A 14,182-nucleotide genomic window follows, 5' to 3' on the forward strand; every position below is an offset into this window, starting at 1 on the left:
CGCGCGGCGCACGACACCTGGCACCCGATGGGGCACCGCAGGCTAGGGTACGCCATCGGCCGCCCGTACCTCAAACCGGGCCAGGTCGATACCCGCCGGGCGTGGCGGGGCTCACCGCGTACACGCGGCGAGCCCCGGCCGGTTCACGGCGTCACTCGGACAGCGTCACACCGGCGGCGCTGCAGATGGTGGTGACCTTCTTCGACTCGTCGGTGGCGTCGAGCGCCTTCATCTTGCCGTCGATGTCGTCGTCGAGGCTCTTCATCGAGGTGACCACGCCCTCGAAGTCGGCCTCGATCTTCAGCAGGGCGGCCTTCAGCTCCGGGTCCTCGGCCTTGGCCGCGACGTCCTTGAGCTTGGCGAAGACCTGCACCAGGAAGGCCTTGGCGGTCATCAGGGCGGCCGCCTGCTGCTCGGCCTGGGTCTTCTTGCCCGCCATGGCGTCCTGGACGGCCTTCTGCAGGCCGGCCGTGTCGTTCACGCCGTTCAGGGTCGTGTTGATCTCGGTGCACACGTCCTTGGAGTTGGCCGTGTGGTCCGCGGCCGCGGAGGAGGCGGCAGCGGTCGGGCTGCTGGAAGTGTCCTTGCTGGTTCCGCAGGCGGTGACGGCGAGCAGGGCCACGCCGACGCCGGCGGCCGCGAGTACGCGTCGCATCAGGTGTTCGTTCCTGTTCTGCAGAGGGGGTTGACGCCGGGGCCGGACCTGGCCCGGGCGGGTCGCGACAGAACGCGAGCGTCGTCCCGGCTGAGCGGGAGGACGCTCGCGCACTCTACGGCATCCCGTCGCGGTACGCCGCCTGGTCGGCCGCCGGCTCCATCGATCCGATCATGGTGTTCGGCCGCGTGATCAGGGCGATCAGGAGGCCGTCGGCGATGCTGTGAGATCGGCGACCCAGAAGTCGCCGCACGCCTGCTGCACCTTCTCGCCCGCGTCCGTCACGTCGGTGCCGGACAGGACCGCACCGGCGTTCTGCAGGTCGGCGGCACTGTTGACCTTCGCGGCGGCCTGGTCGAACGCGGCCGCCTCGGTGGTCAGCGCGGCCTTCAGGTTCGGCTCGACGGCGGTGTCCGCCTGCTGCCGCAGTCCCGCCGCCCAGTCCGTGAGCAGCTGCTTGATCTGCTGCACGGCCTGGTTCGCCTTCGTGCCGCCCGAACTCGCGTCGCTGAGCGCCGCCACAAGCTTGTTGCTGAACTCGACGGTCTTGTCGGTGATCACCTGCTTCACCGAGGCGCAGACCGTCTTCGTGTTCGCCGCGACGTCGGGCGCCAGGCTGACCTGGGCGCTCGGCGTACCGGTCGCGGCGGTGGTGCCCGAGGCCGAGGCGTCCGGCGTACCGGTGCCGCTGCAGCCCGCCGCGAACAGCGTGCCGGCCGCGACGGCCGTGGCGCCGAGGAGCCGAAGGGTGGTTCCGGAAAACATGCGCATGTCGGGGGTATCCAAACCGTGCGGGGATATCGGAACGACGGAAGTATGCCCCGGGAAGGCTACGCGCAAACGGCGGCACCGGGACACTGCCCGATGCCGCCGTTCCAGTCCTGCTGAGAGCCCCTGAGGCTCCTGCCGAGAGTCCCTAGGGGCGCGTACGCCGCCGGGCCCCGCCCCGGCGACCGCGGCGGCGGCCGGACCGGCCCTCGTCGCCCTCGCCGTTCTCGTCGCCCTCGCCGTCGCCGTTCTCGCCCAGTGCCTCGGTGTCCTCGACGACCTCGGCCTCGTTCGCGAACGGGTCGTCGGGCTCGGCCGGCGTGGTCTCCTCGTCGGCGTCGTGGTTGTGCGCGGAGTGGGCGACCTCGCGTACCTTGTCGCCGCCGCCCTGGTTGCGGCCGCCGCCGGCACCGCGCTCGGCCACCGGCTCGGTGTGGATGACGACACCGCGGCCCTTGCAGTGCTCGCAGGTCTCGCTGAACGCCTCGAGCAGGCCCGCCCCGATCCGCTTGCGGGTCATCTGCACCAGGCCGAGCGAGGTCACCTCGGTGACCTGGTGCTTGGTCCGGTCCCGGCCGAGGCACTCGGTGAGCCGGCGCAGCACCAGCTCCCGGTTGCTCTCCAGCACCATGTCGATGAAGTCGATGACCACGATGCCGCCGAGGTCGCGCAGCCGCAGCTGGCGCACGATCTCCTCGGCCGCCTCCAGGTTGTTGCGGGTGACGGTCTCCTCCAGGTTGCCGCCCGCACCGGTGTACTTGCCGGTGTTGACGTCGACGACCGTCATCGCCTCGGTGCGGTCGATGACCAGGTGGCCGCCGGAGGGCAGGAACACCTTGCGGTCCAGCCCCTTGAGGATCTGCTCGTCCACCCGGTACGCGGCGAAGATGTCCACCGTGCCGGAGTAGCGGTGCACGCGCTCGACGAGGTCGGGCGACACGTGCTCCAGATACTCCTCGACGATGTCGTACGCGTCCGCGCCGGAGACCACGATCTCCTTGAAGTCCTCGTTGAAGAGGTCGCGGACGACGCGTACGAGCAGGTCGGGCTCGGAGTAGAGCAGGGTCGGGGCGCCACCGGAGGCCGCCTTGCCCTGGATCTCCTCCCACTGCGCCTGCAGCCGGGCCACGTCGCGCTCCAGCTCGACCTCGCTGGCCCCTTCCGCCGCCGTACGCACGATCACGCCGGCGCCCTCGGGGACGAGCTTCTTGAGGATGTCGCGCAGCCGGCGGCGCTCGACGTCCGACAGCTTGCGGCTGATGCCGGAGGCGGTGCCGTGCGGCACGTAGACGAGGTGGCGGCCGGACAGCGCGATGTGGCTGGACAGCCGGGCGCCCTTGTGCCCGATCGGGTCCTTGGTGACCTGGACGAGCACCGAGTCGCCGCTCTTGAGCGCCTGCTCGATCGAGCGCGAGCGGCCCTCGAGGCCGGCCGCGTCCCAGTTGACCTCGCCCGCGTAGAGCACCGCGTTGCGGCCCCGGCCGAGGTCGACGAACGCGGCCTCCATGCTCGGCAGCACGTTCTGTACGCGGCCCAGGTACACGTTGCCGACCATGGTCGCCGCGCTGGCCCGGGTGACGTAGTGCTCGACGAGCACGCCGTCCTCGAGGACGCCGATCTGCGTACGGTCGCCCTTCTGGCGCACGACCATGACCCGGTCGACGGCCTCGCGGCGGGCCAGGAACTCGGCCTCGCTGAGGATCGGCGGGCGGGTGCGGCGCTGCTCGCGACCGTCCCGGCGACGCTGGCGCTTGGCCTCCAGCCGGGTCGAACCGGTGACGCCCTGCACCTCGTCGGCGGCCTTGCGGCCGTCGCGGACCTTGACGATCGTCGGTACGCCGTCGTCGTCGCCGTCCTCGACCTCGGCGCTGCCCTTGCGGCGGCGCCGGCGGCGGCGGCGGGTCAGCTGCTCGCCGCCCTCCTCGTCGTCGCCCTCGCCCTCCTCGGCCTCGACGGGTTCGGCCGGCTGGTCGGTCTCGCCCTCTTCGGTGCCGTCCTCCGCCCCGCCCTTGCCGCGGCCACGGCCCCGGCGGCCACGGCGGCGGCGGCGGGCGGAGCCCTCCCCGTCGTCGTCGGCGTCCTCGTCCGTGTCGGCCGGCTCGGCCTCGGTCTCCTCGACCGCCTCGGCGACGGGCTCGGCGGCCGCCTTGCCGCGGCGACGGCGGCTGCGCCGACCGGTCTCCGGCTCGGCGGCCTCGGTCTCGGCCGGAGCCTGGGCGGCCTCCTCGGCCCGCTCGACCGGCCGGGCAGGCGCCCGCACCGGCTCGGCGGCCGGCTCAGGGGCCATGAACAGCACGGTGGCGGCCATCGGCCGGCGGCGCGACGGGCGCTCCGGCTCAGGCTGAGCCTCCTCCTCGGCGATCTCCTCGGCGGCCTCGTCCTCCTCGGCCTCGGCGATCTCCTCCGGGGAGGCCACCGCCAGGTCCGCGTCGGGCGCGGTCACGGGGTCGGGCTCCGCCGGGGGTTCCTCGGCGCTGACCCGCTTGCGGGTACGCCGGGCCGGCTTGGCCTCACCGTCGTCGGCCACGACCGTACGCCGACGAGTCCGCGTACGGGCCGGGGCCGGCTCGGTGACGCCCTCGGGCGCCTTGTCGTCTGCCGGTGCGCTGGGCGCAATGGCGTTTTCAGCCTCGGCCGCTGCGTTTCGCGCGGCCTCGGCGGGCTCGTTGTCGAGCATCCGGACGTTCTCCAGTTCTGGCACTCCCCGGGCGCGCGTACGCAGCCACGCAGGGCGTGCTCCTTATAGTCACCAGGCCGGCGGCCCACCGGCCGCCGTACCCAAGTCCGTCTTCGCGCGCGCGACCTTTCCGGGGTCTAGCGCTCGACCGACGACGCCTCGCGATCCGCGTCCAGCGGATCGACGATCTCGCCGTCCCTGAGCGTGCCCTGGGCGATCCTCGTCGCCCGGGGCGGGACCGGCTGATGCAGATCCGCCACGACACGCAGCCCAGCGAGTACATCATCGGGCCGCACGGTCGGTGTCACCTGCCGTACGACAAGGTCGAGTATCGCATACTGGGCATCGGCGACAGCTTCAGGTGGTGAGATCACCGTGATCGCCGCCACCGCCGCCCGGCAGTCGAACGAGCGTCGTCCCTGCTTGGTGAGCCGTTCGACGACCACCTCGGGGGCCGCCTCGAAGGCCGCGACGGCGCGCCGCAGCTCCTCCTCGGTGATCTCCGGCAGCTCGATCCGCCACCGCGAGACCTCGATCCGGTCGGCGAGGCTGCCGGGAGCGGCCGCCTCCACCGCCTCCATGACGTCCAGGCCCGGCGAGAGGGCCGCGTCCAGCGCCGCCCGCAGCCGGTCCGGGTCGACCCGCGCCTGCAGCCCCAGCTCCAGGTACTCCGCCTCGCTGGCCACGCCGGTCGGCGCGGCCGAGGCGAACGAGATCTTCGGGTGCGGCGTGAACCCCTGGGAGTACGCGATCGGCACGTTCGCCCGGTGGATGGCCCGCTCGATCGCCCGCGCGAAGTCCCGGTGGCTGGTGAAACGCAGCGGACCGCGCTTCGCGTACCGGATGCGGATGCGCTGGACGACCGGGGCCTGGCCGCCCTCGGGTTGTTTCCTGGCCACGCGTACGCCCTCCTAAGGCTTCCGGATGACGACAACGTAGTCGTTCGCCACGTGCACGATCTCAAACGACGGGTCCGAGAAGACCTTCGGGTCGAATCGTGTCGCGCCGCGCCAGCGCCACTTGCCGTCGGGGTCCACCTTCAGGATGAACGCGTCGATCGGACCGAGGTCGAGGTTCCCGGCCATCCGGGCGAACTCGGCGGGGTCGGTCTGCGCCGCGAGCTTGTCGACCGCCGCCTCGCGCCGGGGACCCTGCGCGAAGGTGCCCGACACGACCATGCCGGCCGGCTGGGCGTACACGTACCAGGGCAGGTACGCGAAGAGCTTCTCGTCGACGGTCAGCACGGTCGGCTTGTAGCCGGGCCCGTAGACGCGCTCGACCGCGTCGCGGATCTGCCACACCGGCAGCCACTTCTGCGCCCGGGCCGCCGGGTTGGCGAACTTCGGCATGCTCCCGTCGGGCAGCGGCTCGGTCAGCGGGGCGTCGGCCGGGTTCAGGTCCTCGACGTCCAGGTTGACCCGCGGGTTGTGCACGTTCGGGACCGTCGTCGGCTTCCAGCCCTGCCAGTAACTCTGGCCGATCAGCACCGCGTACACGCTGATCAGGATGATCGCCGTGGACCGTACGCGGACCGCGTCGAACCGTCCCGCCGCCGCCCGGAGCCATTCCGCCAGGGTCAGTACGCCCGCCACGGCGAGCACCTCGGCGACCAGTCGGACCGAGTAGTGGGCGAACATGTTGTGGCCGGAGAGCATGAACCGCAGCTCGGCGAGCACGTAGAACAGCCCGGTGCCGATCAGCAGGACGCCGAGCGACCGGGCCCACCACTGCTGCCGGAAGAACCACACGATGCCGACCAGCCCGGCGACGAGCAGGACGCTGGACGCGGCCACGCTGAGGAACGGCAGCTGGATCGGGTTGTCGATGTAGTCCGGCGCCTCCAGCGTGTCGCTGGTCATCTTGGCCGGCAGCGTCAGCGTGCCGTGGATGTAGGGCACCAGGTACCAGGACGCCACGACGAAGGCGGTGACCGCGATGAAGATCCACCGGCGGACCTCGGCCCAGCGGTGCTCCGCCGTACGCCAGGCCGAGTACATGAAGTACAGGACGGCGAAGACCGCGAAGACGAAGTAGCCCTGGTAGTTCAACACCATCAGGCCGCCGATGATCCCGGCCGGCAGCCAGTGCAGCCGGCCGCGGGGCGGCTTGGCGAAGGTCAGCAGGATCCAGGGCACGACCACGAACAGCGAGATCAGCTCGTACGCCTTGGCGGCGTCGGACTGCCCGATGAGGGTCACCCCGGCGATGCACAGGGCGGCGACCGACGGGACCATCCGGCGCCAGAGCAGGAAGGCGGCCAGCACCGCGAAGGAGACCGTCAGCACCTGCGCGTACGCGATGAGGTGGTAGGGCGGGACCCCGGTCAGCACCGAACCGCGGCCGACGAGCCAGGCGAACAGCGGCGGATACTCGGCCGGTACGCCCTTCGTCACCGCGTCGACCGGCATGACCGTGGTCGAGTAGCGCAGCGCGAGGGCGACGATCCGCTTGGCGTCGCCTTCCATGCCCTCGTAGCCGAACGGCGTGCCGTAGAGCATCGCGCGCCCGAGCAGCACGAACCAGGCGGCCAGCAGGCCGGCGGCGATCCCGGTGACGGCCTCGCCGATCGGCCGGCGCAGCCAGACGATCGCCAGGACCGTCAGGCCGCCGATGAGGGCCAGCATCGGCATGATCGCGCCGTGCACCGAGATCGGGTTGAGCTTGAGGACCTTGGGGACCACGAAGGCCACCGGCACGGCGATCAGCCAGGTGACGATCGCGGTCGCGGCACTCGAACGCCACCAGGGCGTACGCGGGGTGGGCGGGTTCTCGGCCGGTTCCGCCGACGAGGGCGCGGCGGCCGGTTCCGCGAGACCAACGGTCTGCACGTCTTCGTCCTTAGGGGCTGGGGGGAGCCGAGGGGTGCCGGGCCCGGGAAGCGCGCCGGGCGGCCCGTCGTCAGTGGGAGACGGGCTGCCGTCGACCGATGCCATCGAGATCCTCGGAGTCGGCCGAGTCGGAGAGCACGTCGCCCAGCTGGACGGGCCCGTTCTCCTCCGCCGAGTCGTAGCCGATGTAGAAGGCCGGGCGGCCCTGCACGGCCTGGTAGATCCGCCCGACGTACTCGCCGAGCAGGCCCAGGCACAGCAGCTGGGTGGCGCCGAACAGCAGCACGACCAGGAAGAGGGAGGTCCAGCCGGCGACCGTGTGCCCGTTCGCGTACGCGATCAGGGTGGTCACGATCCCGACCAGGCAGGCCAGGACGCCGACGGCGCCGAGCCAGATGGCGATCCGCAGCGGGGCGGCGGTGAAGCTGATGATGCTGTCGACGGTCAGCTTGAGCATCTTGCTCAGCGGGTACTTGCTCTCGCCGGCGGCCCGCTTCTCGCGGGTGTAGGTGACCTCGCCGCTCGGGAAGCCGAGCCACGGCACGATCAGGCGGTAGACCGGGGTCTTCTCCGGCAGGCCCTTGAGCGCGTCGACCATCGAGCGGCTGAGCAGCCGGAAGTCGCCGGCGCCGGAGGGGACCTTCTTGCCGACGATGCGGCGCATGAGGCCGTAGTAGATGCCGGCGGTGTTCCGCTTGAACCAGGTGTCGGTCGTCCGGTCCCCGCGTACGCCGTAGACGATGTCGAGGTCCTCCTCCTCGGCCTTCGCCAGCATCTCGGCGATGGTCTCGGGCGGGTCCTGCAGGTCGGCGTCGATGCTGGCCACGTAGTCGCCCCGCGACCGGTGCAGGCCGGCGGTCAGGGCCGCCTGGTGTCCGCTGTTGCGGCGCAGCCGGACCAGGCGCAGCTGCGGCCAGGACGCGCGCATCATGTGCACGATCGCCGCCGTGTCGTCCCGGCTGCCGTCATCGACCGCGACGACCTCGTAGGTGCAGCCGATCCCGTCGAGCACCGGCCGCAACCGGGCCACGAGCAGGGGCAGGACCGCCTCCTCGTTGTACATCGGGATCACGACCGACAGCTTCGGAGCTGCGTTTGCGGCGGTATCGGTGGCCTTCACGACACGTACTATAGGCCGCGCGACGGCCAGGTGAGATCCGTCCCCGCGCGTCCGCACGGTCGGGCCCGCCGGCCGGGGCGATGCCCGGGTGGCCCGCATCACCGCAGGTCACACTGCTGATCATGGTCGACACGGTCCGTCGCGCGTCACGGGGCGGAGCCGGCCGCGCCGGGACTGTAAAGTTCGGCGCGTGCTGCGCAGTGGATGGATACCGGCCGCTCTGACGGCCGCCCTCACCGCCGTCTTCGTGGTCCTCTACGGCGTCTCCGCCGCCGACGTCGCGAAGTTCTCCGCGTACCTGCTGCTCGTCGTCGTGGTGCCGGGGACCCTGCTGTGGCGTCTGCTGCGCGGCGGATCCGGGCTGCTGGCCGCCGACGTGGCCGCCGGCACCGCCCTCGGGTACGCGCTGTCCGTCCTGGTGTACCTGGCGCTGCGCGCGGTGGGGCTTCCGCAGCTCGCGGTCGTCCCGACGCTGGCCGTCCTCGGGCTGTTCGCCGGCGTTCCCGGACTGCGCCGGCACTGGCGCGGTTCCGGCGAGCGTACGCCGTGGTGGTGGTCGTGGCTGCTGGCCGGATTCGTCCTGGTCCTGGTGGCCTGGAGCGGCATCAACTTCTTCCGCGGCCACGGCCTCGACTGGCCCGGCGACTCGACGCCCTACCCCGACATCCCGTTCCAGCAGGCGCTGGCCGGCGAGCTGAAGAACCACTTCCCGGGCCGGATCCCGTTCGTCGCCGGCGAACCGCTGCACTACCACTACTTCTTCCACGCCCACCTGGCCGCGGCGAGCTGGGGCACCGGCATCGAGCTGCAGGTCCTGCTGCTGCGCCTGGCCGTCCTGCCGATGCTGGCCGCGCTGGTGGTGCTCGTCGCCGTCCTCGCGAAGCAGATCACCGGCGCCTGGTGGGCCGGGCCCGCGGCGGTCTTCCTCACCTTCTTCGCGGCCGCCCCGTTCGGCCGGTACAGCACCGCGACCCCGCTCACCGTGCTGTGGACCAGCCCGACGCAGAGCTTCGGCAACGTGGTGTTCGCCGGCCTCGCGTACCTGCTGATCCTGATGTGGCGAGGGACGCCGCGACGGACCGACTGGGCGCTGTTCGCGGTGCTCACCCTGGGTGTCGCCGGCGGCAAGGCCACCTTCCTGCCGATGCTGCTCGCGGCGCTGGCCCTGGTCGCGGTGGCCGAGCTGGTCGCGCGGCGGCGGGTGGGCCGCACGACGCTGACCGCCTTCCTCATCGTGCTCGCTCTTCTGGGCGTGGCGATGGTCTTCATCTTCGGCGGATCGTCCACCGGGCTCGAAATCAACTTCCTGGGCTCGATGTACCGCCCCGGCCGTGCCCGCCTCGCCGTCCTGGCCGGCGCGATCCTCGCCTGGTGCATCGCCTGGGCGGGCATCGCCGGCCTGTTCTGGCGCCGCCGCTTCGCCGACCGCGCCGTCCTGCTCTGCCTCGGCCTCGGCCTCGCCGGCTTCGGCGCCGTCCTGCTCACCACCCAGCCGGGCGCCAGCCAGTACTACTTCCTCATGTCCGCGCGGCCCTACCTCGCGCTCGCCGCCGTGGCCGGCCTCGTCAACCTCCTGAGTACGCGTACCAGGGTGAACCAGCTTCTCGCGGCGCTCCTCGTGGGGATCATGGTGTTCTCGGCGTTCTCGGATTCCGAGCTGGAGGCCTCGACGATCAAGGCCGCCACCACGCAGGGCCCGCGCGCCTATCCGAAGGCGACCCACGGCCAGATCCCGCGCGGCGGTGTCGAGGCCGCCCGCTGGCTGCGCGACCACTCGTCGCCGGACGATCTCGTGGCCACCAACGTCCACTGCCTGATGGTGCGGGGCCGGTGCGACAACCGGAGCTTCTGGGTCTCCGCGTACGCCGAGCGCCGCATGCTCGTCGAGGGCTGGGCGTACGCGCCGACCTGGTACCCGCTGGCGGTCAAGGCCGTGCCCGACTACCACGTGCTGCCCTACTGGAAGCCGCAGGTGCTGGCCGACAACGACGCGGTGTTCGCGCACCCGACGAAGGAGAACGTGGCCCGGCTCCGCCAGGAGTACGGCGTGCGCTGGCTCTTCGTCGACAAGCGCCTGACGCCGAACTGGGCCGACCTCAAGGAGTACGCCAACCTGGTCTACGACCGCGGCGACGCCGCCGTGTTCGAACTCCCCGCCGCCTGACCCGCACCACCGCGCAGCGCGCGCAACGCGCGCAACGCGCGCAACGGCAAGATCCCGCTTGGATCAGGGAAATCACCCGAATCTTGGGCCATGATTCGGGTGACAACCGTGATCCAAACGGGATCTTGGCAGCGTCAAGCGGGTGAAGCCGGGGTGGGTCAGACGCGCAGACCGTCGACGGGCGTGAGCGGGAGCAGCTTGCGCCCGGTCGGGCCGACCTGGATCTCGGTGTCCATGGCCGGGCAGACGCCGCAGTCGAAGCAGGGCGTCCAGCGGCAGTCGTCCTGCTCGTACTCGCGCAGCGAGTCCTGCCAGTCCTGCCAGAGCCAGTCCTTGTCCAGCCCGGAGTCGAGGTGGTCCCAGGGCAGGACCTCGGCCTCCTCGCGCTCCCGGGTGGTGAACCAGGCGAGGTCCACCCCGTACGCGGGCAGCACCTTGGCCGCCGCGTCGACCCAGCGGGCGTAGGCGAAGTGCTCGCTCCAGCCGTCGAACCGGCCGCCCTGCTCCCACACCTCGCGGATGACCGCGCCGACGCGGCGGTCACCCCGGGCCAGCAAGCCTTCGATGAGCGACGGCTCACCGTCGTGGTAGCGCAGGCCGATCGCCCGGCCGACCGACTTGTCGGCGTTGACCGCCTGCTTGAGCTGGCGCAGCCGGTCGTCGATGACCTCCGGGCTCGACATCGCGGCCCACTGGAACGGCGTGTGCGGCTTGGGCACGAAACCGCCGATCGAGACCGTGCAGCGGATGTCGCGCGTACCGGTGGCGGCCCGGCCGGCCTTGATCACTTCGTGCGCGAGCCGGGCGATCTGCAGCACGTCCTCGTCGGTCTCGGTGGGCAGGCCGCACATGAAGTACAGCTTCACCTGCCGCCACCCGTGCGTGTACGCCGTCACGACCGTCCGGATCAGGTCCTCCTCGGTGACCATCTTGTTGATCACCTTGCGCATGCGCTCGGAGCCGCCCTCGGGAGCGAAGGTCAGCCCGGTACGCCGGCCGTTGCGCGACAGCTCCTCGGCCAGCGTGACGTTGAACGCGTCCACCCGGGTCGACGGGAGGGACAAAGAGACGTTGGTTCCGGCGTACTGGTCGGCGAGGCCGGAGCAGATGTCGCCGATCTCGCTGTGGTCGGCGCTCGACAGCGAGAGCAGGCCGACCTCGTGGAAGCCGGAGAACTCCAGCCCCTCCTTCACCATCTGCCCCACGGTCGTGATCGACCGCTCGCGGACCGGACGGGTGATCATGCCGGCCTGGCAGAAACGGCAGCCGCGCGTGCAGCCGCGGAAGATCTCGACGGCGAACCGCTCGTGCACGGTCTCGGCCAGCGGGACCAGCGGCTTCTTCGGGTAGGGCCAGGCGTCGAGGTCCATGGTCGTGCGCTTGTGCACACGGAACGGCACGTCCGCGCGGTTGGGCACGACCCGCTGGATACGCCCGTCCGGCAGGTAGTCCACGTCGTAGAAGCGCGGCACGTACACCGACTCGGTACGCGCCAGCCGCAGCAGCAGCTCGTCGCGGCCCCCGGGCCGGCCCTCGGCCTTCCACGCCCGGACGATCGCGGTGATCTCGAGCACCGCCTCCTCGCCGTCGCCGAGGACGGCCGCGTCCACGAAGTCCGCGATGGGCTCCGGGTTGAACGCGGCGTGCCCGCCGGCCACCACGACCGGGTGCGACTCGTCCCGGTCGGCGGCCGACAGCGGGATCCCGGCCAGGCTGAGCATGGTGAGCATGTTGGTGTAGCCGAGCTCGGTGGCGAAGGAGATGCCGAAGAGATCGAAGTCGCGTACGGGACGGTGCGCGTCCACCGTGAACTGCGGCACGCCCCGCTCGCGCATCAGCTTCTCAAGATCCGGCCAGACCGCGTACGTACGCTCGGCCAGGACGTCCGGCTGCTCGTTGAGTACCTCATAGAGAATCTGTACGCCCTGGTTCGGCAACCCCACCTCGTACGCGTCCGGGTACGAGAGCACCCAGCGGACGGCGGCGGAGTCCCACTCCTTGACGGTGGCCCCCAGTTCGCCTCCGACGTACTGGATAGGCTTCGAGACCAGCGGAAGAAGCTGTTCAAGCTGTGGCCAGACGGTCGGCGACGTGTTCACACCCATAACGAACCAGGGTACTGCACTCAGCTTTCGACCCTCTTGGGCGCGTAACGCGGGACATACTCCTGGCCGGTCATCTTCTGGATGGCCGCCATCACCACGTCGGTGATCTCGCGCGCGGCGGTCGACGTCTGCTCCGCGCCCTGCCACTTCTCCACGCTGATCGGCTCGCCGATCCGGATCTTGACCTCGCCGCGCTTGAACTTCGGCAGCAGCTGGCCGGTCGGCTGGATCTTGTCGGTGCCGATGTTGCCGACCGGGATGATCGGTACGCCGGCCGCCAGCGCCAGCCGCGCCACCCCGGTACGCCCCCGGTACAGCCGGCCGTCGGGCGAGCGCGTGCCTTCCGGGTAGACGCAGACGGTGCCGCCGCCCTGCAGGTGCGGGATGGCGGCGTCGAACGCCGACAGGGCCGCCCGGCCGCCTTCACGGTTGACGGGGATGGCGCCGAGGCCGGTCATCAGCGTACGGAAGAACAGACCCGTGGGGCCCTTGCCGGTGAAGTAGTCGGACTTCGCCCAGAAGGCGACCTTGCGTTTCTGCAGCACCGCGCCCAGGAAGATCTCGTCGGCCACCGAGAGGTGGTTGCCGGCGAAGATCAGGCCACCGGTCTCGGGGACGTTGTCCAGTCCCTCGACGTCCGGCCGCCATCCGATACGCAGGGCAGGCGCGACCGTCCACTGACCGACCGTGTAAAGCACGGGCACCGCTGGCCTCCAAAGCCTCTCGACGCGACAGCCGCTGAACATACCCTAGCCAGCTCGAACGCCCGCCGCCCGGCGGATGGCCGTCCCAGTTACCCGCCAGTTTGGGCGCGGAGCCGTTCGAGCTGCTGACGCGCGTCGTCGCGCCAGGCGACGATCCACTGTTCATACTTCAGCAACAGGGTCGTCGCCCGCTCCGTGATCACAGTCACCATCACCGATGCCATCGTGACCTGCTCGCGGCAGCGCGCATCGGCGCCGGCCTGCTTGATCTCCGCCAGCTCCCGGGTTCTGGTGTACACCGGCGGCTCACCGTGCGCGCCGTACCTGCGCATGGTCATCTTGTACGCCTCGTCGACGTCGTGCAGTCCGGCGTACCCGGCCTTCTTCATGCAGCCCGACCAGGCGGACAGCATCGTCGTCACCCGCTTGTCCGCCGAGGCCTGTTCCACGGGCGTCGTCAGCAGGTCGCTGGGCGAGGGGGCGCCGAAGCGTACCGGGGCGGGACTCGGGCCGATCATGGTCTTGCGGGCCTGGGCGGCACAGCCGTTCGGTTGCGCGTCGCGCGTGGTCGCGTACTGCCGCTGTTGCGCGGGGGGAAGATTGTCGAAGGCGGTCTTCGCGGCGGGCGAGTCCGACGGCGCGGGGTTGCGCAGGGTCTCGCCGTAGCCGTAGCCGATGGTCGCGGCCTGGGTCTTGTCGAGAGTCCAGGTCGCCGGTTCGGGCAGCGGGCTGCGGAACGGCGGGACGTTGGAGACCGCCGCCGGGTGTACGCGGAAACCCTTGGCCGCCATGCATTTCGCGATGAGCTTCTGCCGCTCGGTGTCGACCTGCGCGTTGAGGGCGGCGGTCTCCTGGAGGATCGCGACCAGGCCCGCCGCGGTGAGCGGGCCGGACGGGCTCGCCTGCGGCTGCCCGGGGCGCGAGGGCGCCCAGGCCGGCGCCGCGGTGGGACCGCAGGCCGCGGTCGCGAGCGCGGTCATCGACAGCAGGGCCGCGGCGAGACGGGAGCGCATGCCCGCGACCCTACCGCCCCCTCCACGCCCCCCTCAGCGACGATCTTGCGCGAATGTTCGGGCCTTCCGGGCATACGCCGCGGAATTCGAGACACTCGCGCAAGATCGTCGAAAGGTGGATCGTCGGAAGTGGATCAGGCGGAAGCGA

The 14,182-nt window shown here is 71.2% G+C and carries 9 protein-coding genes and 1 pseudogene; 1 reads left to right on the plus strand and 9 read right to left on the minus strand.

What is annotated here, in order from left to right:
- Positions 1-151: 151 nt before the first annotated feature.
- The 6 genes and pseudogenes from G401_RS58220 to G401_RS42925 all read right to left on the minus strand — a co-directional run bounded on the left by G401_RS58220 (position 152) and on the right by G401_RS42925 (position 8,048).
- Positions 152-655, minus strand: a complete 504-nt coding sequence (locus G401_RS58220; protein ID WP_027341273.1) for a hypothetical protein — start codon at positions 653-655, stop codon at positions 152-154.
- Between the two features lie 201 nt (positions 656-856).
- Positions 857-1,426 carry a hypothetical protein gene (locus G401_RS0102540; RefSeq protein ID WP_027341274.1) on the minus strand — a complete coding sequence of 190 codons (570 nt, stop codon included), beginning with the start codon at positions 1,424-1,426 and terminating at the stop codon, positions 857-859.
- 145 nt (positions 1,427-1,571) lie between these two features.
- Positions 1,572-3,986, minus strand: a pseudogene (locus tag G401_RS42920) (Rne/Rng family ribonuclease); the annotation flags it as partial.
- 251 nt (positions 3,987-4,237) lie between these two features.
- Positions 4,238-4,945, minus strand: coding sequence for a TIGR03936 family radical SAM-associated protein (locus G401_RS0102550; RefSeq protein WP_281174130.1), 708 nt, complete (start codon positions 4,943-4,945; stop codon positions 4,238-4,240).
- Between the two features lie 66 nt (positions 4,946-5,011).
- Positions 5,012-6,928 (minus strand): arabinofuranosyltransferase, encoded by a 1,917-nt coding sequence (locus tag G401_RS0102555; protein ID WP_027341276.1) that lies wholly within the window; start codon positions 6,926-6,928, stop codon positions 5,012-5,014.
- A 70-nt stretch (positions 6,929-6,998) separates the two neighbouring features.
- Positions 6,999-8,048: a glycosyltransferase family 2 protein gene (locus tag G401_RS42925; RefSeq protein WP_281174128.1), complete on the minus strand. Its 1,050-nt coding sequence runs from the start codon at positions 8,046-8,048 to the stop codon at positions 6,999-7,001.
- A 190-nt stretch (positions 8,049-8,238) separates the two neighbouring features.
- Here G401_RS42925 and G401_RS0102565 point away from each other — a divergent pair, with 190 nt between their 5' ends.
- Positions 8,239-10,212: a hypothetical protein gene (locus G401_RS0102565; protein WP_027341277.1), complete on the plus strand. Its 1,974-nt coding sequence runs from the start codon at positions 8,239-8,241 to the stop codon at positions 10,210-10,212.
- 158 nt (positions 10,213-10,370) lie between these two features.
- Here the strand turns inward: G401_RS0102565 and G401_RS0102570 are convergent, their stop codons facing one another.
- The 3 genes from G401_RS0102570 to G401_RS0102580 all read right to left on the minus strand — a co-directional run bounded on the left by G401_RS0102570 (position 10,371) and on the right by G401_RS0102580 (position 14,034).
- Positions 10,371-12,317: a TIGR03960 family B12-binding radical SAM protein gene (locus G401_RS0102570; protein WP_027341278.1), complete on the minus strand. Its 1,947-nt coding sequence runs from the start codon at positions 12,315-12,317 to the stop codon at positions 10,371-10,373.
- Positions 12,318-12,337: 20 nt separating this feature from the next.
- The gene (locus tag G401_RS0102575) at positions 12,338-13,021 is read right to left on the minus strand and encodes a lysophospholipid acyltransferase family protein (RefSeq protein ID WP_027341279.1); all 684 of its coding nucleotides are present in this window, start codon (positions 13,019-13,021) and stop codon (positions 12,338-12,340) included.
- Between the two features lie 89 nt (positions 13,022-13,110).
- Positions 13,111-14,034, minus strand: a complete 924-nt coding sequence (locus G401_RS0102580) for a hypothetical protein (protein ID WP_027341280.1) — start codon at positions 14,032-14,034, stop codon at positions 13,111-13,113.
- Positions 14,035-14,182: the final 148 nt, after the last annotated feature.

The sequence above is a fragment of the Hamadaea tsunoensis DSM 44101 genome (genome assembly GCF_000428945.1).
GTDB classification, from domain to species: domain Bacteria; phylum Actinomycetota; class Actinomycetes; order Mycobacteriales; family Micromonosporaceae; genus Hamadaea; species Hamadaea tsunoensis.